Consider the following 23972-nt stretch of genomic DNA (forward strand, 5'->3'; position numbering starts at 1 on the left):
GATACAGAAAACCCACCCTGGGGGTGGGTGGGTGGGAAAAGGTGAGGATATAGAGACCGGGTTGCGCACGAGACAATCTGCTAGAAGATAGTGAGTAGCAACCTTGTTGAATAGTAGGACAGCGATTATTCCGTAAGGCTTGATGTAGGACGGAGCCCCATACCTCGATTCAGGGGCCTAAGGTGAGCAACAACAATTGAAACAGCAAGGGAACACCGAGCAACACGATACCCCAGCCAATACCTCGCCCGAGTTGGATCCATGGAAAGGGGAGCCTTTTGGCCAGTACACCCGGAAGCAAGATGCCTATTACGATCAGAGGCAACCAGATAATCTCGCTGCGAACACTCGACCTGAATGTAGCCTGAAAGAACAAGAAAACGGTAACAGTGAGCAGGAGTAGAGAAGGGCTTACCAGAAAGCCGACTACGTATTGAATCAACGGGTAACGATATCGGGGTGTCATATGAATCAAGTATACGCTTGGTGGACCGGTGACTGTGTGGATAAGTGGTGTCGAGCCGGCCGGAGAGTGAACGTCGGGATCTTGGCGGTTCCAGCCGTCGACGGGGCGGATTGGCTTCGTTCAGCAATTCTTCCGACTGACCTGCTCCTCGTCCTTCTCTGACCTCCAAAATAGTTCTCGCTAGGATGAAATTTTAATTATGTTAGAATAAAATCATGAAAGATAAAGTCATCGTTATTACTGGCGGTAGTAGAGGTCTTGGGAAAGGGATGGCACAGCTTCTTGCGTCTAAAAAGAATACAGTAGTAATTTGTTCAAAAAATAAAACAGAAGTTGAAAAGACGGCGAAAGACATAAATGCCACTGCCTTCGTTGCGGACGTTACCAAAGAAAGCGATGTTAAAGCCCTGGCTGATTTTACAGTGAAACAATTTGGAGGTATTGATGTTTGGATAAACAATGCTGGCGTATGGTTGCCACATGCAACAATTGAAGAGGTAGACATGAAACGAGTAGACGGTATCTTTGCGGTAAATGTGTTCGGCACTATGTATGGCGCAAAAACCGCCTTGCTTCAAATGAGGAAACAGCAATGCGGAACCGTTGTTAATATCGTTTCTACGAGTGGTCTTGATGCGAGGCCGACATCCTCAATCTATGCAGCCAGTAAATGGGCGGTACGAGGCTTTACGGATTCCATCAGAGAAGAGTACAGAGAGACGAACATTAAGATACTGGCAGTATATCCAGGCGGAATGCAGACGGCTTTGTTTGATGAGAAAAAGCCAAATGATATAAACACATACATGAGCTTTGAATCCGTTGCAGAAAAAATCGTTGCCAACCTGGAGTTGGCGGAACCTTTAGAGGAATTGATTATTAAACGGCCATCTTGAGGGCGGGTATATGAAACATTACATGAAATTATCAGCAGAACCTTTTCAAAAAATTAAGAGCGGCTCCAAAGTAATAGAGTCACGATTATATGATGACAAGAGAAAACTAATTTCGGTGGGCGATGAAATTGAATTTAGTGAGAATGAGTATCCAGAAAGTAAGGTATGCACGAAAGTTTTAGAACTCCTACGTTATCCAACCTTCGCTGAGCTTTTTGCAGACAATAATCCGGTTCTATTCGGTGACAGCAGCAGAGATTCTCTTTTGAAAATAATTAGAAAGTATTACTCCGACGACGACGAGAAAAAGTTTGGGGTGGTTGGCATTCGTATTGCTTTAGTTGACAAAACCGCATAAATTCAGTAGGTTTTCGCCGTACCCAATCACGGGTACCAAAACCCTAGTTGCTTAAGGGTTGATGCCCTAGCAACACACAGAGAGGGGTTCTTTCAAATGGTAGACATTCGAAATGTCACACGCGATGACTTACCTGTTGTCGCCGAGATGATGCACGAGGCGCTCGATCCGTACTACGGAGGAGATCACCGTGCACACGCGAAACGTATCGTCGAAACCGCCGCAGAAGGGAGTGCGGATACGAAGGGGCATTTTTCAGCAGCGCAGATCATGTACGTGGCGGAAGAAGAAGGGCAGATTATCGGCCTTCTCAACTTCGTGGTCAAGCATCAAGGGACGCTGAAGGTCAGTCCGCTCATCGTCCTCGAAGCTGCGCGAGGGAAAGGCGTCGGTCGTCTTCTGTTGCAGAAAATGGAAGCGTACGCGAAGGAGTACGGTATTCGGCAGATTTACTGTACCGTTGCAGCTCAGAACAAGCTCGCGTTGTCGTACTTCCTCGGCCATGGCTTCATTCGGGCGGGCATGGCGCATGGACACTACCGGCCCAACGCAGACGAGTGCATGCTGTACAAAGTTGTTGAACATGGACCGCTTCCCGAGGAACGTCTCATCTCCGTGCTACCGATGATTGACGACGAAAAACCGCAAGTGCGCGCGTTCGTCAAGGCTCGTCTTGCGCCATACTTCGAAGGCGTCGATGACCGGTGGATGGATGCTCTCTTCGCAGGGTACGCGCGCAAAGACAGTCGTGACCCCAATGAAAAGTACAAGATCATTTGGGTTGCCAAAGCATCCGACGGCACTGTCCTTGGTGTTGCCGCGGCCACACCGAAGAAGGGGGAGCCAATCAAGTTGATGCCACTCGTGGCAGAAGACATCCGGGCATTCTCAGCCCTCGTTGCGGAGCTCCCTGGTTTACTCCGCGAGTATGGGCATAAGCTCTACACGCATACCGTACCAACGAGTGTTGAAGCTGAGACGCTTCAGCACCATGGATGGCAGGTGGAAGCGATGATGCCCGAGGCATACAAATGTGGCGTGGTCACCCAACAATGGGGACTCGCACTAGAGGAGAAGGTTATGAAAACAATGCGAGTGAAGCGACAGTATTTCGACGCGATCATGGCTGGCACTAAGCCGATCGAAGCTCGCGTGGGGTACGACAACATCCGGCGGATCCAGGGCGGAGACAATATTCAGTTGGAATGTGGACGACTCTCGGGGGTCGTGCAAGTTGTCGACGTACGCGTCTACCGCACGTTCGAGGAGATGCTCCAGACGGAAAATGCTAGGAACATCGTTCCTGACAATCCGGTTGGCGCGCTGGAAGTTCTCCAGCACATCTATCCACCCGAGAAGGAAAAGCTTGGTGTCTACGTGTTTGAGCTGATGGTGCTGAGGGGTCCGGTTTCTCGGTAGGTCGGTTTCGTAGAGCGGGCGGTTATCAGTAATGGTAACCGCCCGCCAGTTTTTTCCTACCTTCCATGGACAGGATTTTTTCTTTTGTTAACTACAGCCTATTCGTAAAGTTTACAATGCGGTAGTCTGAACTCAATAGATTATGCGTACAAATTCACAAGTTATATTAGGAGTGATTGTGGGCGCTGTTGTTGTTGCCGCCTTGGTTTATGCTTGGCAGCGTTTCGCAGTGTCTGACGAACCGCAGCCAATTAATTCAATTAATAAACTGGGCGAAGCCTTTCAGCAGGAGGGGAACCTTGTTAAAGATGGTCCAGGCTTCAAGCCAGGTGTTTGGTATCTCATATATGAAGCGCCGGGGCAGCCGGGTTTGAGTGTTGAACTTTCTTTTGATGCAAATAGTACCTGTGTGATATTAGAAAAAAGCTCGGCTTGTCAGCTGTCCGATTTACAAATAGGGGACCGCGCAGCAGTGGAAGGCTATATCTTGGAATCGTTAGTGAATGTAGAAAAAATAATAGTGATTTCGCGAGCAGACCAAGTTCCGGATAAAAGCGATCTCATTCAAGCAACCATGCCTGTCGCAAATCAAGTCGTTGCCAGTCCGCTTGTGATTGCAGGAAAAGCGCGTGGCACCTGGTACTTCGAGGCATCATTTCCCGTAAGTTTGTATGACGCCAATAATAAACTTTTGGGGTCCACGCCTGCGCAAGCCGAGAGCGACTGGATGACGACGGAATTCGTGCCATTTAGGACAACGTTAACGTTTACGAAACCAACAACCGCAATCGGAACGTTAGTGCTTCAAAAAGATAATCCATCCGGCCTGCCAGAGCATGACGATGAGCTTCGCATTCCTGTTACGTTTTCAACGGCAACGCGACCCATAAAACTCTATTACTATAATCCCAATCTCGATAAAGACGGCAGCGGTAACATTTTATGTTCTGCCAACGGGTTAGTGTCTGTTGAGCGAGTAATTCCCGTTACCACAGTACCCATTCAAGACACGGTTCGACAGCTGTTACGTGGGGACCTAACGGTTACGGAAAAAATACTGGGCATCTCAACCGAGTTTCCGCTGGCAGGTGTTGAGTTGGAGGGAGTGTCACTTTTGAACGGCGTCCTTACATTAAATTTCAGCGATCCTCAGAACAGGACGGGTGGCGGTTCTTGTCGGGTGGGCATTTTGTGGGCGCAAATTGAAGCTACTGCCAAGCAATTTCCCGAAGTGAAAAGTGTCCGTTTTACGCCAGAAGAGCTTTTTCAACCGTAATATTTTTCCATAAACTCAGTTTATGGAAATCGACGAATTACAACCTATTGCAGGTGAAAAGAAGTATATAATTTTCGATCTTTCTGAAGTTTTATTAACGGGCATTAAAGATACTGGTTTAGCGCTTGCTGAGAAGCATCAACTGAGCGTTGCAAAAGAGCATACCGCCGCATGGACTCACCACGCGACACCCTTGTTGACGCCGTTAGTAAAGGAATTTTTCAATGGGAACGTGAGCGAAGATGAATACATCAACGAAGTTCTCGCCACCTATCCGCAACTTGGTGAGGCTGAGTCACTGAAGCAACATATTAGAAATAACTTTAAGGAAGTCGAAGGAACGAGGGATATTATTATAAATCTAAAAACATCAGGTTACACGCTGGCTCTATTCTCCGTCCATGCGAAAGAATGGGTGGACTATTGTGAACAGAAATTTAACTATCATGACCTGTTTGATGTGCGTGTTTATTCCTATGAAGACAAGGTTTCTAAACCAGATCCTGTTTCATTCCAAAAAGTACTTTCACGTCTCGCAGCTGATCCAGCAGAGTGCCTCTTTATCGACGATTCAGTGTTCAATATTGAAGCCGCAAGAAATTTAGGCATTCATTCTATTTTATTCACAACGGCCGATGAGCTGCAGAGTGAGTTGAGGATAATGCTGCCAGATCTCGCACCATAGTGCGCCATTTATACCAGTTTTGCTGTTTTGCGAACCACGACCTACAGAAGAGAACATGATAAACTTCAATTATGAACGCTGAACAACAGGGCGTTAATTTTACATCCTGGCAACTAATTAAGGATATTTTTCAACTGACTAAGCCTTATAAGTTTAGGTTTATTGTCGCGTCGTTAATTAGAGTAGCGGGCGACCTTGCGCAACTTTATCCGGCGTTTGCTTTTGCCTCTACTGTTGTATTTCTGACTCACTATAGTGCCGGGCAGTCGCTAACTCCTTTATGGGTGATTATAGGTTTATGGTTTGGGGCAACAATAATTCGAGCACTCAGTCAGTTTTTCTCGAAATTTAGCGGCTACTGGATTGCTGAAAGAGTCGCCTTAGACGTTACCTTAAAAGCAGTTCAGCACCTGTTTCTTCTTGATATGGTGTGGCATGAGCGAGAGAATTCCGGAAATAAAATAAAGAGGGTTCAGAATGCCGCAGATGCCTACACTAAGATTTTACGTCTTTGGTTTAACAGCATTATTGAGGTTATTGTAAACCTTGTTGCCATCAGCATAATCATTTCACGGTTTGACCATACGGTATTAGGGGTATTAATAGTTTTTTTGATTAGCTACTTCATTATCTCCGCAATCATGACCCGAAGGGCGGGGAATGCATCGTATGCGGTGAACGCCCGTGAGGAAGATGTGAACGGATTGTTATTTGAAGCAATCAATAATATCCGAACAGTTAAGGTCATGGCCATGGCGAAAACGTTATATGCAACGATTGTAAAGGGTACCGAAGCTTTGTTTGGCAAGATACTCATACGAATCTTTTGGTATCAATCAAGAAATTCCTTCCTCTCGTTTTGGGCAGCAGCATTTAAAATTGGCATCATTGTAATAATCGTCAAAGGCATTATGGTGGGCAACTATGAAATAGGATTTCTCATTTTGTTCAATAGTTATTTTTCAGATTTGAGGGAGTCAATTGATGAACTTTCTGTCGCGAGCGTAGATTTTGTAACCTCACGTTTTAGTATAGCGAGAATGAGGACCATTCTAGACGAACCAGTGACGATAGATGATGAAAATAAAAAAAATATACTTCCCACAGAGTGGCAAAAAATTGTATTGAAGAATGTATCGTTTGCCTATGGCGAGAATGAAGTTCTGAATGACATATCCTTTGAAGTACGACGTGGGGAAAAAGTTGGCATTGTTGGACTTTCCGGAGCCGGAAAATCAACATTGTTTAAACTGCTTCTTAAAGAGCGAGAAGATTATAGTGGCGATGTCTTCTTTGACGATTTATCAATTAAATTAATTAGCAAAATTGACTACTTCAAACATGTTTCCGTTGTGCTTCAGGATACAGAGGTTTTCAACTTTTCTCTCAAAGATAACATTACAATCACAAATAATAAGAAGAAAACAAATCAAAAATTACTGCAACAGGCGCTCACAACCGCCCACATGGCTGAGGTGGTTAACAAACTCCCCAACGGCCTAGATACGATTATAGGAGAAAAAGGCGTGAAACTTTCCGGTGGGGAAAGACAGCGGTTGGGTATCGCTCGAGCGGTGTTTAAGGAGCCACAAATTCTCCTTCTCGATGAAGCTACTTCACACTTAGATTTGGAATCAGAACAGAAAATTCGTGATTCGCTACACAAGTTTTTTGAAAATGTAACTGCAATTGTCATCGCCCATAGGCTCACAACAATTAAAGAGATGGACAAAATATTAGTTATTGAAGACGGAAAAATTGTCGAAAGCGGCACTTTTGACGAACTTCAGGCACGCGGCGGTAGATTCCGAGAACTGTGGGATAAACAGAAATTGTAAATTACGTCGTAGCGTTTTTGCTCTACATGTGCGAAAATTAAACTGAACAGAGTAGAATATAATGGCACGCTAGACTCGTTTCGGGAGAATAAGAAATTCACGAGAAGTTTAATAGGGGCTGTTTGAAGTTAACTGTGATAAACTCAAAATGAAGATTTTATAATGGTAGTATTTATATTGTTTAATACATTCATAGCGAGTATATATGGATACAACGATTTTCCTCGCCAAGATATGGGGACCTGTTATCTTAGCTGTTGGGCTTGGCGTTTTTGTGAGTCGTAGCTACTACATTAAAATATATAGAGACTTAGAAAAGGAAACGCTCGCTGTGCTTATCTTTGGCATGGTAGGGATGGCCGCCGGTATTGCCCAGGTACTTTCGCATAACGTTTGGGGCACACTTTCACAAATTATTATCAGCCTGCTCGGCTGGGGGCTACTTATTAAAGGTTTAACATTTGCCATTACTCCTCGAATCGTTGATTGGAGCGGCAATTTGGTTAGCAACACCAAGCTGATTTCTTTCGTGGGAGTATTCACTCTTGTAGTTGGTGCGTATCTCTCCTCGGTTGGTTATTTCGGTTTTTAGCTATAAAGCAAAGAGCTACATTGCGTGATGTCTTTTTTATCTGAAAGAACATGGGCACGACACGCTAACCCATGGAGCGGATGGACGCGGGTGCTGACTATGCCTGTGCTTGCCGCAGGACTCTACAGGCATAGTTTTTTAATTCTTGGAGCGGCGGTGGTTTGGATGGTAATTAATCCGATGGTTTTTTCGAAACCAAAAAGAGTAAATAACTGGATGAGCAAGGGAGTACTTGGTGAGCAACGGTACTACCGAGAGGGAAAGAAATTTAAAAGGGATTTACCAACATTATTGAACGTTATCAACGTTCCTGTTTTTGTTTCTTTTTTGTACTTTGGTTGGCAACAAGAGTTTGTGCCGATGATTCAGGCGGGTCTACTCACCATGACTATTAAGTTCTGGTTTATTGATCGGATGTATCGTTTGGCTGATGAGGTTTAGTAAGTCAACGTATGAAGCTATAACGCGCAAGCCCCAGTCAAAAAAGTTCTGCTCATGAGGGCGAAACTTTTGTTATCCTCATATTCTAAAATGTAAAGTCAACTTGACATACAAATTGTGAAGGTTTACGCTAAGGACAGTATTCAAAGTGTCTCTTGGTTCACTTGAGACGCTGCTAATAATTTTATGAATAACAAAATAATCGCAATTGCAGTTACCGCGCTTGTCGTGATTGGTGGTGTCATTATGTACGCCAACCGCCCAGGTACAGCACCCGTAGACACGTCCGATAGCATGATGAATGAGGATAGTAACGTACCGGCTGACGCTATGATGGGCGACGAGGCAACAGAAGAAGGAGAAAAAATGATGCTCGACGACGGCACGTCAAAAGACAAAAATAGCATGATGGAGCAAAAGGATGATAGCGCCATGATGAAGTCATCGGCTGGAACTTACGTCGACTTTTCCCCAGAAGTTTTAGCGGCGGCGCAAAACGAACAAAAAGAGGGACGTAAAATTGTACTCTTTTTTCACGCAGCATGGTGCCCTTTTTGTATAGCGGCGGACAAGGATTTTCGTGAGACGCTTGCAATGAATAGTTTTCCAGCCAATGTGACGCTCATAAAAACTGATTACGATACGCAAAAGGAGCTAAAGAAGAAATACGGCGTAACCAATCAACACACTTTTGTGCAAATCGATTCAAACGGCAATCAGATTACAAAGTGGGTGAGTGGGGAAACTGCGTCGCTCATTGCTAACGTTCGGTAGTCGTTCAACAGATTTCTATGGTACATATTGCCCTTGCATTCGTTGCCGGCGTCTTAACCATAGCGGCGCCGTGTATTCTCCTGCCTCTGCCAATTATCTTTGGTGGCTCTGTCGGAGTGAGAAGTAAAACCCGGCCGTTGTTTATCACGTTAGGATTCGTGGTCAGCTTTTCGGTGGTGGCCTTGCTGATCTCCTATTTAACGCAGCACCTCGGGCTTGATCCGAACACATTGCGTACGGCCGCCGTCGTGTTGCTTGGGGCCTTTGCATTGTTCATGATTTGGCCGACGCCGTTTGAGCGGCTCATGGCGCACTTCAGTGGGTTACTGAATCGAGCAGCAGTGATGGGACAGCAAACAGGACAAGGAAACCTTGGCGGGTTTGTACTCGGTATGATTATTGGGATTTTGTGGGCTCCTTGTGCTGGCCCAATTCTCGGGTCCATATTGACGCTGGTCGCTTTGCAAGAGAATCTCGGCGAAGCAAGCCTGCTGTTGGTTGCCTATGCAGTTGGTGCTGGTTTACCTATGCTGGCAATTGCGTATGGAGGACAGGCACTAACGACAAAAATTAAGAGTATATCCAAGTACGCACAGCGATTGCAGCAGGGTTTCGGTATCATTCTTTTACTTTTGGCCACAGCTGTTTATTTTCAATACGATACGGTTGTTCAGGCCGCCTTGGTCAAGCGACTGCCTGTATTTAGTGTGACGCTTGAAGAAAAACTTACGTCAGCCTTTTCTCCTGCAGCACCTGGTACGAAGAACGATTACGGCGCTGCACCGGATTTTGTCGGCATAGCGAACTGGCTAAACACTGATCCTCTAAAAATCGCCGATTTGCGCGGCAAGGTTGTCCTTGTCGATTTCTGGACCTATAGCTGCATTAACTGTATTCGTACTTTACCGTACATTACAAAGTGGTATGACAAATACCAGGACGAGGGTCTTGTCATTGTGGGTGTGCATACCCCTGAATTTGCATTCGAAGAAAATACCAATAACGTGGCTACTGCTTTGGTGCAGCACGGAATTAGGTATCCTGTGGCTCAAGATAATGATTATCAAACCTGGCGGGCGTACAACAATCGCTACTGGCCTGCTAAGTATCTCATTGACCAAAATGGACGCATTGTTTACACCCATTTTGGTGAAGGAAACTATGAGGAGACAGAGGCGGCAATTCGGTCGTTGCTAGGACTTAGTTCGGTCGATGGCGAAGAAGAAAAGCCTCGCGCTAGCAGTAAGTCCCCGGAAATGTATTTGGGAACTGATCGCATTGCGAACCTAGCACCCCAGCAAAAACCATCGGCTGATGCAGCAACGTACATTTTACCCCCATCGCTACTACTCAATCAGTTTGCACTGGCGGGGGAGTGGCGATTTAGTCCGGAGTTTGTATCGACGGTGGCACCTGGTGCTCGTGTGCGTTTACGATTTAACGCTGGTAAAGTTTTTATGGTTGCTAGCGCATCGAAACCAGCAACCATCTCGGTGCTGGTCGACGACGAGCCGCAACCCGATGTTGTTGTTAGCGCCGCAACACTGTATACATTATTTGATTCGGATGATTATCGTGAACATACCCTTGAGTTCATTGTCCCAGAGTCTGGTTTTGAACTCTTTACGTTTACCTTCGGATAGTCGTTATGCCTGTGTATAATGACATCAAGAAAATGAGGATGGCCAAAGGTATCACGCAAGATGAATTGGCAACTGCAGCTGGCGTCTCTCGTCAAACGATTGTGGCTATAGAGAAGGGGAACTATACACCCTCGCTCCTACTTGCCATGGACTTGGCCCACATTTTTAAGGTGCCGGTCGAAAGGCTTTTTAGTATAAAAAAATAGTTATGAAAATAATTTATTACAATCTGTTCCTTCTGATTTTCTTTATACTTTTTGCAGGTTTTTTGATGAGTACCCCCATGGCAACAATGAGTATGACTGAGGGCGTGACCATCGCTATCGTACTCGGTTTGTATGTTGTAGCGATGTCGCTTGTTGGTGAGGGCAAAGTTGTTGATGAACGAGGAATGCTTCACCGATACCTAGCCAATCGTTGGGCTCTTGTGTCCGGAACGACCGTGTTAACCCTCGGAGTCGTATATCAGCTATTTGTCAGTCATGAACTCGACTACTGGCTACTCAGCACCTTAATTGCTATTAATGTCGTCAAAATTGTCGGTCTAATATATTCTGAGTACCGGCGATAAACACTTCTGAGTTACTAGATTTTTTTAAATTCTAATGTGCTCACGCTGTGTCATCGGTTCCACTCAATAGGAAGTTGGCCTGTAAAAGGTTTAAGACCAAACAGTACGTCGGCCACTCCTTGCCCTTCGCTCCCTGGCAGCCATGAGGCTACGACACCATCCCAGGTGCTACTGTAGGGTGAAATTTCTAGTGGTCTTCCAGCAACAATTAGTACAACCAACTTCTTACTTTGCTTTTTTAATTTATTGATTGCTGCCAGGTCTTCGTTACTTAAGCGAGGATGTTCATTGTCACCCCATCCTTCGGCGTAGGTTTTTTCTGAAACCACCGCGATACCTACATCTGCAAGACTCTGTTTTGATGCAAAATTAGCATCTACGTTGTATTCAACCTGTGTGTCCTTCGATACAGTGTTTTTTATCCCTGCCAGTATTGTGGTGCCTGGCAGCCAGTTACCATCGACCCCTTGCCACTCTACTGTCCACCCGCCGCTCTGGCGCCCTAAATTATCGGCCCCTGAGCCAGCGACAAAGATTTTCTTTACAGACGAAGACAGTGGCAGAATATCGTTACTGTTTTTCAATACTACTTGCGACGCTGCAACGGCTTGTCGTGCTAACTCTTTATGCTTTTGATTACCAATCACAGAAAGACCGTTCGCCGTTGCAGCCGGCCGATCAAACAGACCTGTTTTAAATTTCACAGTGAGAATTCTACGGACGGCATCATCCAGACGGTCTCTCGATATGTCACCGTTGTGTATGGCCGCTTGCATATTTGATACAAAATCTTTGTACTCAAACGGGGTCATTACCATGTCTACCCCTGCATTAATAGCCATGACAAGAGACCGATATCTATCGTTATCTAATATATATACGGCATACCAGTCCGAAACGATAAATCCAGAAAATCCGAGCTCCTTTTTTAAGACGTCGGTTAACAGGTACTGATTTGAAGGATTTTTAATCCCATTCCATGCAGCGGTACCCACCATGATTGTTTGTACGCCTTCGGTGACGGCTTTATGAAAGGGGGTTAAATGAGTTCCGCGTAATGCTTGTTCGTCGAGCGTGATATTTCCTTCCTCTATTTTAAAATCCTTATTGCGTGACGTTCCGTATTCCATGGCGCCGCCGCCAAGAAAATGTTTCGCCGTCGCTAGGACGTTAAAATAACCAGTAGACGATTCTTGCGTCCCGGCTAAGTACGCCGCACCTAATTGCGTGACGTTGTCCGTATCTGACCCAAAGGTTTCGTATGTTTTGCCCCACCGGCTATCTTGAGGAACGTCGAGGTTAGGGGAGTAACTCCAGTAAATTCCCGTGGCAGCCATCTCTTCAGCAGTAGCTTTGGCAATGCGTCGTACAAGGTCTGCGTCTCTCGTGGCGCCTAATGCGATAGCGTGAGGAAAAATGGTGGCACCGAAAACGTTATTGTGACCATGAATTGCGTCAGTCCCATAGAGAAGTGGAATGCCTAAGCACGTATTAGCAGCTGCAGACTGAAACGTTTGTACCATTGCAAGCCATGCTTGTGGGGTATTCTCTTTCGGCGCACCACCACCACCGCTTAACAGGGCACCCAGGTTGAAGTGGCTAATGTCGTTAACATTTTGAATACTATCTTTTTCAATGATTACCATTTGGCCAATTTTCTCTGCGTCGTTCATCCGCTTCATCAAGTCGTCTACCCGTTCCTCTGTCGATAGTGCTGCGTTCAGGTACTTGGCGTCCACGCCGTCGCAACGAGGCTCTGAAGAAAAATCAATAGGTACGATGGCAGATTTCTGATTCTGAACGAGGAAAAAAGCAATCATCGCTCCGATTAGCGTCATGAGCAGAACACCATATATCATGACGGTATGTTTGAATTTGAACATACTGCGAGCGTAGCACCCTTTGCTTGGAATGTCTTATGCTGTATTAAAAAATAGCTTCGCAGAAGGTTTTTGGATGAATGTAGCGTATAGAACAGCATTCAGCGTAGTGCTGAGGGGGGATTTTGAACAGAACTTATTTCTTTTTGACTTTTTACTCAGCTTTCATTGGCTGGTTTTTTATGTAATTAAACATACAAGAATATTAAGATTGGTTGTGTCGGCGCGTATCTGGGTGTACGGTAGTAATTGCATATAGAGATTTGTGCTCATCTCGACAACGTGACAGAACCTTGCATAATTTATTTATTATAAGTTTATTTCAATGGATGTAGAAAAAGGTTGGCATACAAAGATAACGATGTGGCAGTGGCTGGCACTCCTTGTCGCCGCAGCGGTCGTAGTTTCGGCGGTAACGTACTATGCTCTTCCAATATCAGATTCTGAGAATAATGACGTGGCTTCAGATCAGGCTGCCCCTATCGAGAACGAGCAGCAAGAGACAACCGATGTCGGTACGCCAGAGGCAACTACTTCTGACAAGCCCGGTGTTTCAGTAAAGGCACCTGTGGTTTCGTCAAAGCTTACCTATGAGCAAGCGATAGCGGTTTCAGAGTATCGTTTCCAGTTTGATAACAATTGTAACGGTAGCACAGGAATTACGAGTGGCGGAGCACTGAATGTGAAGCAAGGGGCCAATATCATGCTGGAGAATCACGGTGATGCTTCGCACGTAATCGCGCTTGGCAATGACGCACACACCATTGCCGCTGGTGGTTTTGTGGTGACGAAAGCTCCGAAGGTCACCAAGACAACAGGGCTCTATATTACGTGCGACGGTGGAGGAGCCGGTAACCTTTTCGTGAATCCGTAAACGAGAATTGGTCATAAAAACGAGTAAAGTAGTTAGTGACAAACGAGCGACCATACGGCCGCTCGTTTGCGGTATGTATTGGCGGGAAGGAACGGTCACTTTTTCTGAATAGACCCGGCGTGCTATTATTAAATCATTATTAATAAGTTCGTAGCGTACCGAATATGGCAAAGGGAAATAACGCCCAGCAAAGGAACAAGAAAAAGCCCAAGAAAGAGAAGGCTAAGTAGTTGAGGCAATAACTCGCCAACAATGACTGGACGAGATAGAGCAGCCGTAGCGGTCGGCAAGGTGGTAGAGGTTGTCTTGAAAGCAGACCAAGAAAGTGGCAAGCGAACAAAAGGTGTTGTTGCTGAAATATTGACGAGTTCATCGTTTCATCCTCGGGGCATTAAAGTGCGTTTAGAAAATGGATTGGTGGGCAGGGTGCAGGAGATAATTACGCAATAGTCGTGAATACGGTAGTGCAAAGAAAATAGATGCGAGCTGAAAAAAACAGTGCCTACAGTTTTCGTGTCAGTAATCGTTCTCGTCGAACGCGCATTACTATTTATCCTGATGCGAGCGTGGTCGTTAGTGCTCCGAAAGAAGTGAGTGCGCATCAAGTTGAACAGTTTATAGCGAAGAAAGCGCATTGGATATTAAAAAAAGTTGCTTATTTCAAGCGCCAGCATTCTTTACCGTCTGTTTTCGCAAAAAATAATCATTTTCAAGACCATAAGGAACAAGCGCTTCTATTGGCGCGCGAGCGAGTCACGTATTTTAATGAGAAGTATAATTTCGTATTTAAAAAAATCTACATTAAAAACCAAAAAACAAGGTGGGGAAGTTGTTCAAAAAATGGGAATTTAAATTTTAACTACAAAATTGCGTTGCTCCCGCAGCACTTTGCAGATTATGTAATCGTGCATGAATTGTGTCATCTAGGGGAGTTCAATCATTCTGCAAAGTTTTGGGCATTGGTGGCGCGTACTGTTCCGGATTACTTGGACATTCGAAATATGATGAAAAAGGAAACGATCAATGTATATGCAAGGTAGTCGAACGGGTCGTGTTTCTTGGGATGCTGTTGTCATTGGTGGTGGCCCAGCCGGAATGATGGCGGCTGGCCGCGCCGCAGAGTGTGGCCATTCTGTTTTGTTACTGGAAAAAAATGCCACGCTTGGTAAAAAATTACTTATTACTGGCGGCGGGCGATGTAATGTGACGAACAATAAAGAACTTCGCATTATGCTGGCCAAATATAAAGGGAAAGATAAATTTCTTTTCTCAGCTTTTTCACAATTTAGTATCGAGGATGCACTGTCATTTTTTCACCGTCGTGGTATGGCGACCAAAGAAGAAGCGGAAGGCCGTATTTTTCCAGTTTCAAACAGCGCACAGTCCGTCTGGAATGTTTTGGTACAGTATATGAAAGAAGGGGGAGTGCGAGTGCAGACAGCAGCTGCGGTGATGGCGGTAGAGGCTCGAGACGGGCAATTCATAATAAAATTAAAGGATAAAAGTGAGATTAGCGCGAAGGCGTGCATCATCGCCGCCGGTGGCATTTCACGGCCGGAAACAGGCTCAACCGGTGAAGGTTTTTTGTGGCTTAAAAAAATGGGTCACCGTATAGTGGAGAATGATTTTGCACTTGTCCCCGTTGCGTTGAAAGATTCTTGGGTAAAAAAGCTGGCCGGTGTATCACTGCGAGATTGTAAACTCACCACATTTCAAAACGGGCAAAAACAGGAAGCCAGTAAAGGGACACTTCTTTTTACTCATGTTGGCATAAGCGGCCCGATGGTATTGAATATGAGTAGAGGTATCGGTGAGCTGCTGAAGTATGGTGAAGTTAGTATCATGCTCGATCTGTTCCCTAAAGTTGATGGGGGCGAACTGAAACAGCAGCTGCAGACGCTACTCGTGACAGAAAGTAATAAGAAGATTAAAAATGTTCTTGGTAAAGTAATACCAAATGCCCTTGTGCCGGTTTTGCTGTCGCTAGCTGGCATCGACGGCGAAACACCAAATCACAGCGTGCGGTCCGAATCACGAAAAGCGCTTATACGCTTAATGAAAGCAGTTCCACTCTCTGTTAAGGGCCTTCTTGGCAAAGATAAGGCGGTTGTTTCGTCTGGTGGCGTTTCTTTAGAAGAAGTTAATTTTAAAACAATGGAATCTCGCACCGTGCCGGGTTTGTACGTAGTAGGGGACATGTTAGATATTGACCGTCCGTCGGGTGGCTATAGCTTGCAGTTGTGTTGGACAACCGGCTTTGTGGCGGGAAGCAGCTGCTAGGGTGGAACAAATAAATAGCGCATACTGTAGCTATGAACAACTATTCGCCAAACTATCCAAGCGGTTTTGTCTTTGTCGGTTTTGTTATTGCCATAGGGCTTTTTGCAGCTTTTGTGCTCCGAAGCTTTTATGGCAACCAGGCAGCTGGTCAGCAATCTATTTTCTCAGTCGGTCAGAAAGCGATTAATCAAATTAAAGCGCTGCCTGTGCCGAGCGTCCCTGACGAGTTATCAGACGGCAATGTGGGCAGTAAAGAGCTTCTTGATTTAAGTAATCAGAACCTCGACAAAGTTCCTGTGTACGCATTGCAAATGAAAGAATTAGAGGTGCTTGATTTGTCTGGTAATAAACTCACTGGTGCACTGCCAGGAGAGATACGTTTTCTACAAAACCTCCGAGAGCTCAAACTGAGCGGTAACAATATGACTGGTATTCCGTCAGAAATTGGTCAGCTGAGCAAACTCGAATCACTCGATTATTCGTACAATAAAATCAATGGCTTACCGAATGAGCTCGCTAATCTAAAAAATTTAAAAACGCTGAACCTGACGGGTAATCAGTTTTCACAGCAAGACCTTGATGGCATTGTAAAGCAACTACCCAATCTCCAGGTTATTTATTAATTGACGGGCACGAAAAGATTGTTTTATGAGCGAACAACCAATAGACGCACAAAAAACAAAAGGCATGTGTCCACACGGAAATTTTTTTTCTTCACCCTGTGGGGCTTGCAAGCTCGAAGCGGGTAGTGGCGTGGAAGACGCGCAAGAGCTAGCTGTTCCCGAACTTTCAAGGGTAGATGCGGCAGACCGAGCGGCGATTGCGGCGTATTATCAATTTGAACTTGATCAAGGGTTTTCTACCGTGCGACCAGAAACAACGCTTGATAGAATGATTGATTTTCGACAGCAACAGATTGCCGAAAATAAGTTGCGAGTCGTCATGGTTAAAGATGGAAATAAACTTGTGGCGACCAGTGTTGTTGTGCTTGAGAGCGGCACTATGGGAAAAAGTATTTTAGACAATGAAGCCTATGCGGCTGGCGCGGTCGTCGACCCAAGTTTTCGTAGCGGCGGCATTGGTAAGCGCGTAGCAGCAGAGCAGGAAAAGATTGCCAGAGAGGCTGGTAGGGATTCCATGGTAACGATAATTAAAGACGACAATTATCCGAGCATGCGGCTGCGCATGGGCGTGGGCTATCAGCTAGATGGCGTTGAGGAAAGAGAAGACGAAGTAGATTATCATTATCGGAAGGATTTGCAGAAGGAGATGGGGGAAGCCAGAGATTGGAAAAGAGAAATGGAGAGTGGTAACTTGAATTTTATAGAAGATGAAATCAGTGGTGACTCGCCTGACCAGTTTTTACTTCGGCCAAATGATTTGCCACGCATTAAAGAAGCGCTACAGAATAACTATCGTGGCGTTTACTTATTACGTCCTGAAGATTTTTCTGAAACTACGGTATTGACCGAAAATGCAGTTGTTTTTGTGAAGCAAAAAAGCGAGGTTAAAAATAATGCTAGTAGTTGAGATTACCATAAAGCCACTGCCTTATGTGTGGGTTATTTACTAAATTGCGCATCGTGTTAAGTAGATAAGCATCTTTTCCTTTCCCCACTTCATTGCTTTAAAGCATTGACAGGGGGAGGGGGGTGGTGTTATGGTGGGGAACATATGGCACGAAGACGTTTTTCCGAAGATGAATACAGACAGAATCCCTGGTTCCGGCAACTCTGCCAGGCGCTCTTGTCGTGCCGGACAGAGGCCGAATTAGCTGATTTTTTGCGTGACATAGCCACCCTGCCAGAGTTGCAGTCCTTAGGTGAGCGGCTAGAAGTTGCTAAGCAATTAGCAAAAGGGAAAACCTATCGCGACATAGTTGATACAACAGGAGCAAGTTCAGCAACAATTTCACGAGTGTATAGTTTTTTGAGTGACGGCGCAGGTGGGTACAAACGAATCTTAAAGAAAGAGCATACCGGCAAATCACCCTCCAGGGTTGGTTTGCGTCGTTCTTAATTTTTTTAAGCACGTTGTTAACGAGCCCTGTCACGAGGGCTTGTTTTCGTTTGTGGTCAACGAAAAAATAGTGTGGAGTTGAAAAGTGTCGAAAAGAATACTTGTGGTTAACCCTCCCCGCATCGGGCGTGAGGACTATGGCGATGTCGCTTTTGACGAGCACGGAGTTGAGGTGACCCCAACGCAGGGTGAAACTGCCACGAGATTGGTTTATCCGCCGTCGGTTGAAGTTCTTACCAATTCGAGTGGGATCACCAACCGCCGGCTTCGTCTTAATCTTCAGCCGACCAGTGAGGAGCAAGTTACGTTCGACTGCATCTTTGGCTGGTACTCCTGGGAGGAAGGGTTCGAGAATCGACAAACCGATCCGCGTCTGGCGCCGTAGAAGGTGACAGTCGCAAGATTTCACGTCGTTACCATTGGAGGTAAACAGCAATGGATCCTTTAAAGTTGGTACTTTGTAATGGTTCTCTTTCGGCCAGTCTGCGTGTGTATCTCGGACGGGCAGGCTACGACATAGGTAAGGCTGATCGCAGAGGATATTGTGGAACATCCACAGATGGAAGCATCGAATTTTGGGAACGAGACCGTCGTATGGTTCCGTATCTTGTGGCAGGTGGGTACGACGCTGGTATCACTGGCCTTGATCTCACGCTTAACAGCTGTGTTCAAGGTCTGCGACAGATAGCTGGTCTCTGCTTTTCAAGAGCGACCAACAATCCAACGCGTTGGGTGCTGGCAAGCAAGGGTACGTGTGATCTATCCGGCTCGCTACGAATCGGATGCGAGCTAGAGAATTTACCCGCGCTTCTTCTGCCGGCATGTCCTTACCCAATTCGTGATTACCAAGTGGTGAAGCTTGAAGGCAATGAAGAAATGGCCATTGAAGAAGGTCTCTGTGATCTGATTCTCGTGGTTACTGAAACTGGCAGCACACTTCAAGCCCTCAGTCTTACCATCCTGCCTGGTTGCGAACGTTTGCTCGTTAGCGTTCCTCAAATCATCGCAAAAGGTAATCTCTGTGATGAGAAAGAGGAGGCCTTGCAAGCGCTTAGCTTCGCTCTTACGGCAGTGATCGGAGGGTCGGCTCATGTAATGCTAACGTTCGACATTCCCAAATTTGCCCTCAGTTCGCTTCAGCTGCCTGGTGAGGTAGCGCCCACGGTATCACCGCTTTTACGCGAAGGCTGGTGTGCCGTGCAGATTTGTATCGATAGAAGCGATATTGGGAAGGTCGGTCGTTTAGTTGAGTTGGCAGGAGGTCGTGCCATCGTCGCACAAGACATCCTGGCCTACTCCGACTCAAGTCGTACAGCGAGGTAACAAGGGAATTTCAGCGTAAAAAGGGGCTGTCTGACAATGTTCAGACAGCCCCAACTACTATTAACGTGGACATCAAATTGTGGAGTATAATGAAAGAACAAGTAAAAAAAGTATTTATGGACGAGAAAAGACACACACCAATTGATGAGATTGAAAAAGATCTCGACCATGCGGCGCTAAAAGAAGCCGAGCATAGTAAGATGTTAGCCTATTTAGAGAAGGCAAGAGATCTTGGAAAGTTTGATGCAACAAATCCAGGCATAGATCAGAGTATGACGCCTAGGGAACACCTTCACATCGGAAGCTCAGTTGAGGGGTTGGGTTATCATCCAAATTTACCGTTCGGCTTTCTTGGTGGTAGCTCACTAGAAGTAATCAATAGAGTTCGAGAGGAAATGAATAAAGATGGAGCACGTCGGTTTTTTTGTGAAACCCCCGAAGGGAAACCCATGTATGTATTAGTTGAGTTTCTTCCACTGACAGAACAGGCATTACTAAGCGAAGAGCCAACGGTAACGTTTAAAATAGTGGGTGCGATGTCCCACGTAGATGAACCAATGCCAATTCCAGCGAATGCTGAAGCGTACCTGATTGCAAAAATGCAAAAAGTGCAAATTGCAGCAAAGAAGGAACCAAAGTCGTATGGGTGAATACCCATGATTAGACAAGAAAAAATACCAACGGACAATGGTGGATATATTGCTGCGGCTATACATCACCCACCACAGACGACAGATTGCTTAGCCATTCTTTGCCCTGGCTGGTTAGATTCAAAAGAGTATAATCATTTGGTATTTTTGGCCGACGATTTAGCAAACGAGGGTTACACGGTTGTTCGTTTTGATCCAACAGGCACTTGGGAAAGTGAAGGCGATACACCACATACCGTTTCTGAATACCTCAATGATATAAGATCTGTTTTGGAATATATGCTTGAAACGGGCAGTTTCAAGCACGTGCTTCTCGGTGGGCATAGCCGTGGGGGAATGGTTTCTATTCTTTACGCTATTCGTGATTCTAGAATCTCTACTGTCCTGGCCATAATGACCCCCTACAGTATTGTCAGAACACAAACAAAAGACACCATTGAAGCATGGAAAAGTAAGGGTTACCGCATTTCTTTACGAAACGTACCAAATAGTAAAGAAATAAAAGAATTTCGCGTGCCGTATTCACACGCCGAAGATGCAGAGATGTATAATGTTCTAGAAGAGGTTAAAAATCTTCACACGCCATTGCTTCTTGTGACAGGGGATGTAGACACAGTTGTGTCACCCGATGATGTTAAGCAGATTTATGACAAAGCCAATGAGCCAAAGCAGTTCTTGACCCTGGAAGGCATTGGGCACGATTATCGTCATAATGATGATGAAATTAAAATCGTGAATGAAGCTGTATTGAAAGCTTTAGAATCTTTCGAGTAACTATGACAAAATTTTTTCTTGCCGCTCTTTTAGTCATTGGATTATTTATTACGTACCAGTGCGTTCGGACGATGCGCTACATTCGTATTGGGAGAGCCATTGAACAAAAAACAATTCCTTTTTCACGTTCGGTGGAATCTCCTCAACTGCGCATACTTGTTATCGGGGATAGTAGTGCGGTTGGGGTTGGGGCAGGAGCGCCAGAAGAATCAGTGGCAGGTCGACTTGGAGCATTTTATCCAGATGCAGAAATTGTGAATGACGGCGTGAGCGGCGCTAGAACCGCCGAGCTCATCCCACGTTTAGCCGCTCGTGCTGGTCAGCATTTCGACCTCGTTCTTCTTCAGATTGGCGGCAATGATATTGTTCGGCTGACGGACGTCGATGAACTTGCGAAAAGTATTGAGGGCGTTCTCGACGGTGCTGTCGCAATTAGTGACCACGTTGTACTTGTCAGCTGCGGTAATGTTGGCACAGCAAAACTGTTTCCACCCGGAGTGCGTGCGATTCACGAGCGACGGACGCGAGTTGTGAGGGAACTATTTATGCGCACCGCGAACGAAAAACGGGTTCCATACATTGATCTTTTTCGTGAGGCATATGCGGACCCCTTTGCCCGAGAACCGAAGCGGTTTTATGCGGCAGATTGGTTTCATCCAAGTGGCGAAGGATATGGGGACTGGTTCGGTTTCATAGAGCGTGCTTTGCCAGATTTGGCAAAATAGCAGTGCTTCTCGCAACTGGATTTTAAGTCGAAAAGATGCTAGAATAACTCAATGAAATTGAATATACAAACAAAGTTGCTTGTCCTTTTGCGCGTCACTTTGGGCGCGCTATTTGTGTATACCGGCCTACTTAAACTGTTTACGCCGGGCTGGTCGGCGGCGGGTTATTTAGCCGGTGCAAAGAATTTTACTGCTCTGTATGCCTTTCTTGGTCAGCCGGGCATTATCGAATGGGTCAGTCTTATAAACGAGTGGGCGCTCACGCTTTTGGGCGTGGCACTTATTACTGGTTTGTTCCTTCGGGTGGCTGCACCTCTCGGCGCCTTACTCATGCTGCTGTATTACGCCGTTTTACCTTTTCCTTTCCAAAGTCCAAATAGCTTTTTAATCGATGAGCACATTATTTACGCGCTAGTACTCCTGGTGTTGGCATCTGCGAACGCGGGTCGTCATTTAAGCATTCAGGCACTTTGGCGGTCACGTCGTACACTATGAGCACAGTCATTACTTGGATTCGAACCCACTACGTTTGGTCGGCTGTTATTGCGGTTGTCATAGTTGGTATTGGTTTCGGCATTGTTCGAAGTCGTTCGGGTGGAGATACGACGTTTGAAACGATTGTTGCGCGTAAGCAAAATATAACGCAGACCGTTGAAGTAACCGGCAAGGTGAAGCCTGCGTCGGCGGTGGACCTGGCGTTTGAAGGCACGGGGCGAGTGGCGGCGGTTAGCGTTATCGTTGGCGCCAAAGTGGCACAAGGGGATACGCTGGTTCGATTGGAAGGTGCCACATTGTCTGCCTCGGTTTCTGAAGCGAATGCAAATGTCACGAGTGCCTTAGCTCGACTTAAGCAACAAGAGGCATTATTGGATGCGGCTCGGGCAGAGTATGACGAGCTTCTTCGTGGCCCAAGAACTGAGGAGCGAACTATTTCTGCTACGAAGGTGGCTCGTGCTGAGCAGACATTGGCGGACAGTAAGAAAAAATTAATTGATTCCACAAGCACCTCTGACACGGCGCTGCGTAACGTTTACGCCAGTGCTGGTGACACACTGCAAGATGCGTATCGAGTCGCAGACGATGCGTTGGCGAAGCAAGTTGATGATTTTTTTCTTGACCAAGGTTCAGGTACGCCACGACTTTCTTACGTAACCGCTGACACACAATCTGGAATCGATGCCGAGAATCAGCGTCTGGCGGCTGGCTTGGCAGTGCAGTCGCTAGCCACACTTGCAACTGTCGACGTTACAAACGGTGCTGCGGTTACAAGTGCGCTTTCTGTTGCTGTTAGTAAGCTGCGAATTGTGCAAGCTATGTTGGAACGTTTAGCCGACACCTTGAATGTATCGACTAGTTTAAACAGCACTTCACTCGCAACGTATAAAGCTAATCTCAACACGGCTCGAACAAATATTAATGCGTCAATTAGTGCAATTAATTCACAGTCGCAGAGTATAAGTGCTCAGCAGGCCACAAACCAGGCCGCTACCACCACAGCGCAGGCAGCGGTAAATGATGCGGAGCAAGCCGTAATGGCTGCTAAAAATGAGCTAGCCTTACTTGACGCCGGGGCGTCTTCGGAAAAATTGAGAAGCGAAGCCGCCGCGGTAAAGCAGGCAGAAGCGAATGTCGCTTCGCAGCGGGGAGATGTCGAGCGTGCGCAAGCTGCTGCGGCAAGCGCTCGAGCAGAGTTGGCGAAGGCAACGCTACGGGCGCCGATAGCCGGCGTCGTGACGGCCGTTGCTATTGAACCGGGAGAAATAGTGTCTGCCAATAAAACTATCGTTTCGCTTATAGGTGACAGCGCCTATGAAGTTGAATCATTTGTACCAGAGGCAGAAATCTCTAAAGTCAAAATAGGGGATGATGCAGCTATTACGCTGGACGCTTATGGCAGCGATGTTGTTTTAACGGCAGTGGTCACCAGTGTTGATCCTGCGGAAACTGAAGTTGAAGGGGTAGCAACGTACAAGATGGTACTACAATTTACCGGGCAAGATGAACGCATTAAATCAGGCATGACCGCTAACATAGTGCTCACGACTGGCGAACGTACAAATGTTTTGGCAATTCCTCAACGAGCAATTTTTAGTCGCGATAGAATAAAGTACGTTCGGGTGCTGGTGGGCGAGTTACCAGAAGAGGTAAAAGTAACAACGGGCCTTAATGATATTTTGGGCAACGTTGAAATTCTTGAAGGCTTAGAGGAGGGTGACACCGTTATTGTTTCGGAAAAAGCAAAGTAGAGTTTTTGCCAGCGCATTGGTCGAGGAAAAAAAGAAGCCCGCGCCTAAAGGTCGACGCGGGCACAACGGACTGGCCTACCGGCCGGTGGACTAGCGCGCTACTCGCCACACCTGCTGCAGAAGACTCTGCTCTCAGTGAGCGCCCGCGCCGTTTCCAGCAGGGCTTCGTATGAAATCGGGAGGGACTTCCTCCCACATCCCGCGCATTCCAGCACGTACGTTGCGCCCGCAGGCAGCGCTGG

At 46.2% G+C, this 23972-nt stretch carries 27 protein-coding genes; 26 read left to right on the top strand and 1 reads right to left on the bottom strand.

The annotated features are described in order from the left end of the window. Positions 1 to 466: 466 nt before the first annotated feature. From WC052_04070 to WC052_04130, 13 genes are all read left to right on the top strand, one after another. Positions 467 to 628 (top strand): hypothetical protein, encoded by a 162-nt coding sequence (locus tag WC052_04070; protein MFA7286804.1) that lies wholly within the window; start codon positions 467 to 469, stop codon positions 626 to 628. Between the two features lie 53 nt (positions 629 to 681). After that, the gene (locus WC052_04075) at positions 682 to 1362 is read left to right on the top strand and encodes an SDR family oxidoreductase (GenBank protein MFA7286805.1); all 681 of its coding nucleotides are present in this window, start codon (positions 682 to 684) and stop codon (positions 1360 to 1362) included. A gap of 10 nt (positions 1363 to 1372) precedes the next feature. Beyond that, entirely contained in the window at positions 1373 to 1720 is a 348-nt protein-coding gene (locus WC052_04080; protein MFA7286806.1) for an ASCH domain-containing protein, read from the top strand. A 96-nt stretch (positions 1721 to 1816) separates the two neighbouring features. After that, positions 1817 to 3139: a GNAT family N-acetyltransferase gene (locus WC052_04085; GenBank protein ID MFA7286807.1), complete on the top strand. Its 1323-nt coding sequence runs from the start codon at positions 1817 to 1819 to the stop codon at positions 3137 to 3139. A gap of 142 nt (positions 3140 to 3281) precedes the next feature. Then, entirely contained in the window at positions 3282 to 4415 is a 1134-nt protein-coding gene (locus WC052_04090; GenBank protein ID MFA7286808.1) for a Gmad2 immunoglobulin-like domain-containing protein, read from the top strand. 22 nt (positions 4416 to 4437) lie between these two features. Further along, positions 4438 to 5100 (top strand): HAD-IA family hydrolase, encoded by a 663-nt coding sequence (locus WC052_04095; GenBank protein MFA7286809.1) that lies wholly within the window; start codon positions 4438 to 4440, stop codon positions 5098 to 5100. A gap of 71 nt (positions 5101 to 5171) precedes the next feature. After that, on the top strand, positions 5172 to 6938 hold the full coding sequence (locus WC052_04100; protein MFA7286810.1) for an ABC transporter ATP-binding protein: 1767 nt from the start codon (positions 5172 to 5174) through the stop codon (positions 6936 to 6938). A gap of 205 nt (positions 6939 to 7143) precedes the next feature. Further along, complete coding sequence (locus WC052_04105) at positions 7144 to 7530, top strand: hypothetical protein (GenBank protein MFA7286811.1); 387 nt, start codon at positions 7144 to 7146, stop codon at positions 7528 to 7530. A 27-nt stretch (positions 7531 to 7557) separates the two neighbouring features. Continuing rightward, entirely contained in the window at positions 7558 to 7971 is a 414-nt protein-coding gene (locus WC052_04110; protein ID MFA7286812.1) for a DUF6653 family protein, read from the top strand. A 186-nt stretch (positions 7972 to 8157) separates the two neighbouring features. Continuing rightward, complete coding sequence (locus tag WC052_04115; GenBank protein MFA7286813.1) at positions 8158 to 8745, top strand: thioredoxin family protein; 588 nt, start codon at positions 8158 to 8160, stop codon at positions 8743 to 8745. Positions 8746 to 8762: 17 nt separating this feature from the next. Continuing rightward, a complete protein-coding gene (locus WC052_04120) occupies positions 8763 to 10388 on the top strand; it encodes a cytochrome c biogenesis protein DipZ (protein ID MFA7286814.1) in 1626 nt (541 codons plus the stop codon). A gap of 5 nt (positions 10389 to 10393) precedes the next feature. Beyond that, positions 10394 to 10594, top strand: a complete 201-nt coding sequence (locus WC052_04125) for a helix-turn-helix transcriptional regulator (GenBank protein MFA7286815.1) — start codon at positions 10394 to 10396, stop codon at positions 10592 to 10594. A 2-nt stretch (positions 10595 to 10596) separates the two neighbouring features. After that, entirely contained in the window at positions 10597 to 10959 is a 363-nt protein-coding gene (locus WC052_04130) for a hypothetical protein (protein ID MFA7286816.1), read from the top strand. A 50-nt stretch (positions 10960 to 11009) separates the two neighbouring features. Here the strand turns inward: WC052_04130 and WC052_04135 are convergent, their stop codons facing one another. Next, positions 11010 to 12842, bottom strand: coding sequence for a glycoside hydrolase family 3 protein (locus WC052_04135; protein MFA7286817.1), 1833 nt, complete (start codon positions 12840 to 12842; stop codon positions 11010 to 11012). Positions 12843 to 13164: 322 nt separating this feature from the next. Between WC052_04135 and WC052_04140 the strand changes: the two genes are divergently transcribed. The 13 genes from WC052_04140 (at position 13165) to WC052_04200 (ending at position 23730) form a co-directional block, all read left to right on the top strand. Beyond that, the gene (locus WC052_04140) at positions 13165 to 13713 is read left to right on the top strand and encodes a hypothetical protein (GenBank protein ID MFA7286818.1); all 549 of its coding nucleotides are present in this window, start codon (positions 13165 to 13167) and stop codon (positions 13711 to 13713) included. A gap of 252 nt (positions 13714 to 13965) precedes the next feature. Continuing rightward, the gene (locus WC052_04145; protein ID MFA7286819.1) at positions 13966 to 14163 is read left to right on the top strand and encodes a YwbE family protein; all 198 of its coding nucleotides are present in this window, start codon (positions 13966 to 13968) and stop codon (positions 14161 to 14163) included. Between the two features lie 29 nt (positions 14164 to 14192). Then, positions 14193 to 14753: a SprT family zinc-dependent metalloprotease gene (locus WC052_04150; GenBank protein MFA7286820.1), complete on the top strand. Its 561-nt coding sequence runs from the start codon at positions 14193 to 14195 to the stop codon at positions 14751 to 14753. After that, positions 14743 to 15993 (top strand): NAD(P)/FAD-dependent oxidoreductase, encoded by a 1251-nt coding sequence (locus WC052_04155; GenBank protein MFA7286821.1) that lies wholly within the window; start codon positions 14743 to 14745, stop codon positions 15991 to 15993. The genes WC052_04150 and WC052_04155 overlap by 11 nt, the downstream gene beginning before the upstream one ends. Positions 15994 to 16025: 32 nt before the next feature. After that, positions 16026 to 16616, top strand: a complete 591-nt coding sequence (locus tag WC052_04160) for a leucine-rich repeat domain-containing protein (protein ID MFA7286822.1) — start codon at positions 16026 to 16028, stop codon at positions 16614 to 16616. A gap of 25 nt (positions 16617 to 16641) precedes the next feature. After that, positions 16642 to 17523 carry a GNAT family N-acetyltransferase gene (locus WC052_04165; GenBank protein MFA7286823.1) on the top strand — a complete coding sequence of 294 codons (882 nt, stop codon included), beginning with the start codon at positions 16642 to 16644 and terminating at the stop codon, positions 17521 to 17523. Positions 17524 to 17667: 144 nt separating this feature from the next. After that, positions 17668 to 18012, top strand: a complete 345-nt coding sequence (locus WC052_04170) for a YerC/YecD family TrpR-related protein (protein ID MFA7286824.1) — start codon at positions 17668 to 17670, stop codon at positions 18010 to 18012. A 435-nt stretch (positions 18013 to 18447) separates the two neighbouring features. Next, entirely contained in the window at positions 18448 to 19335 is an 888-nt protein-coding gene (locus WC052_04175) for a hypothetical protein (protein ID MFA7286825.1), read from the top strand. Positions 19336 to 19424: 89 nt separating this feature from the next. After that, positions 19425 to 19985, top strand: coding sequence for a hypothetical protein (locus WC052_04180; GenBank protein ID MFA7286826.1), 561 nt, complete (start codon positions 19425 to 19427; stop codon positions 19983 to 19985). A 6-nt stretch (positions 19986 to 19991) separates the two neighbouring features. Further along, positions 19992 to 20759 carry an alpha/beta hydrolase gene (locus WC052_04185; protein ID MFA7286827.1) on the top strand — a complete coding sequence of 256 codons (768 nt, stop codon included), beginning with the start codon at positions 19992 to 19994 and terminating at the stop codon, positions 20757 to 20759. Positions 20760 to 20761: 2 nt separating this feature from the next. Next, positions 20762 to 21484: a GDSL-type esterase/lipase family protein gene (locus WC052_04190; GenBank protein ID MFA7286828.1), complete on the top strand. Its 723-nt coding sequence runs from the start codon at positions 20762 to 20764 to the stop codon at positions 21482 to 21484. 51 nt (positions 21485 to 21535) lie between these two features. Next, entirely contained in the window at positions 21536 to 21979 is a 444-nt protein-coding gene (locus WC052_04195) for a DoxX family protein (protein MFA7286829.1), read from the top strand. Next, the gene (locus tag WC052_04200) at positions 21976 to 23730 is read left to right on the top strand and encodes an efflux RND transporter periplasmic adaptor subunit (GenBank protein ID MFA7286830.1); all 1755 of its coding nucleotides are present in this window, start codon (positions 21976 to 21978) and stop codon (positions 23728 to 23730) included. The genes WC052_04195 and WC052_04200 overlap by 4 nt, the downstream gene beginning before the upstream one ends. Positions 23731 to 23972: the final 242 nt, after the last annotated feature.

The organism is Patescibacteria group bacterium, assembly GCA_041675205.1.
Lineage (GTDB): Bacteria > Patescibacteriota > Patescibacteriia > GWA2-46-9 > GWA2-46-9 > JBAYUF01.

What these genes read in the sequence shown, in the direction of transcription:
- WC052_04160 (MFA7286822.1), top strand. Translation starts at nt 16,026, where the DNA reads ATGAACAACTATTCGCCAAACTATCCAAGCGGTTTTGTCTTTGTCGGT.
- WC052_04095 (MFA7286809.1), top strand. Translation starts at nt 4,438, where the DNA reads ATGGAAATCGACGAATTACAACCTATTGCAGGTGAAAAGAAGTATATA.
- WC052_04195 (MFA7286829.1), top strand. Translation starts at nt 21,536, where the DNA reads ATGAAATTGAATATACAAACAAAGTTGCTTGTCCTTTTGCGCGTCACT.
- WC052_04125 (MFA7286815.1), top strand. Translation starts at nt 10,394, where the DNA reads ATGCCTGTGTATAATGACATCAAGAAAATGAGGATGGCCAAAGGTATC.
- WC052_04120 (MFA7286814.1), top strand. Translation starts at nt 8,763, where the DNA reads ATGGTACATATTGCCCTTGCATTCGTTGCCGGCGTCTTAACCATAGCG.
- WC052_04190 (MFA7286828.1), top strand. Translation starts at nt 20,762, where the DNA reads ATGACAAAATTTTTTCTTGCCGCTCTTTTAGTCATTGGATTATTTATT.
- WC052_04165 (MFA7286823.1), top strand. Translation starts at nt 16,642, where the DNA reads ATGAGCGAACAACCAATAGACGCACAAAAAACAAAAGGCATGTGTCCA.
- WC052_04085 (MFA7286807.1), top strand. Translation starts at nt 1,817, where the DNA reads ATGGTAGACATTCGAAATGTCACACGCGATGACTTACCTGTTGTCGCC.
- WC052_04145 (MFA7286819.1), top strand. Translation starts at nt 13,966, where the DNA reads ATGACTGGACGAGATAGAGCAGCCGTAGCGGTCGGCAAGGTGGTAGAG.
- WC052_04155 (MFA7286821.1), top strand. Translation starts at nt 14,743, where the DNA reads ATGCAAGGTAGTCGAACGGGTCGTGTTTCTTGGGATGCTGTTGTCATT.
- WC052_04100 (MFA7286810.1), top strand. Translation starts at nt 5,172, where the DNA reads ATGAACGCTGAACAACAGGGCGTTAATTTTACATCCTGGCAACTAATT.
- WC052_04150 (MFA7286820.1), top strand. Translation starts at nt 14,193, where the DNA reads ATGCGAGCTGAAAAAAACAGTGCCTACAGTTTTCGTGTCAGTAATCGT.
- WC052_04135 (MFA7286817.1), bottom strand. Translation starts at nt 12,842, where the DNA reads ATGTTCAAATTCAAACATACCGTCATGATATATGGTGTTCTGCTCATG.
- WC052_04090 (MFA7286808.1), top strand. Translation starts at nt 3,282, where the DNA reads ATGCGTACAAATTCACAAGTTATATTAGGAGTGATTGTGGGCGCTGTT.
- WC052_04185 (MFA7286827.1), top strand. Translation starts at nt 19,992, where the DNA reads ATGATTAGACAAGAAAAAATACCAACGGACAATGGTGGATATATTGCT.
- WC052_04080 (MFA7286806.1), top strand. Translation starts at nt 1,373, where the DNA reads ATGAAACATTACATGAAATTATCAGCAGAACCTTTTCAAAAAATTAAG.
- WC052_04180 (MFA7286826.1), top strand. Translation starts at nt 19,425, where the DNA reads ATGAAAGAACAAGTAAAAAAAGTATTTATGGACGAGAAAAGACACACA.
- WC052_04110 (MFA7286812.1), top strand. Translation starts at nt 7,558, where the DNA reads ATGTCTTTTTTATCTGAAAGAACATGGGCACGACACGCTAACCCATGG.
- WC052_04130 (MFA7286816.1), top strand. Translation starts at nt 10,597, where the DNA reads ATGAAAATAATTTATTACAATCTGTTCCTTCTGATTTTCTTTATACTT.
- WC052_04115 (MFA7286813.1), top strand. Translation starts at nt 8,158, where the DNA reads ATGAATAACAAAATAATCGCAATTGCAGTTACCGCGCTTGTCGTGATT.
- WC052_04070 (MFA7286804.1), top strand. Translation starts at nt 467, where the DNA reads ATGAATCAAGTATACGCTTGGTGGACCGGTGACTGTGTGGATAAGTGG.
- WC052_04140 (MFA7286818.1), top strand. Translation starts at nt 13,165, where the DNA reads ATGGATGTAGAAAAAGGTTGGCATACAAAGATAACGATGTGGCAGTGG.
- WC052_04200 (MFA7286830.1), top strand. Translation starts at nt 21,976, where the DNA reads ATGAGCACAGTCATTACTTGGATTCGAACCCACTACGTTTGGTCGGCT.
- WC052_04170 (MFA7286824.1), top strand. Translation starts at nt 17,668, where the DNA reads ATGGCACGAAGACGTTTTTCCGAAGATGAATACAGACAGAATCCCTGG.
- WC052_04075 (MFA7286805.1), top strand. Translation starts at nt 682, where the DNA reads ATGAAAGATAAAGTCATCGTTATTACTGGCGGTAGTAGAGGTCTTGGG.
- WC052_04105 (MFA7286811.1), top strand. Translation starts at nt 7,144, where the DNA reads ATGGATACAACGATTTTCCTCGCCAAGATATGGGGACCTGTTATCTTA.
- WC052_04175 (MFA7286825.1), top strand. Translation starts at nt 18,448, where the DNA reads ATGGATCCTTTAAAGTTGGTACTTTGTAATGGTTCTCTTTCGGCCAGT.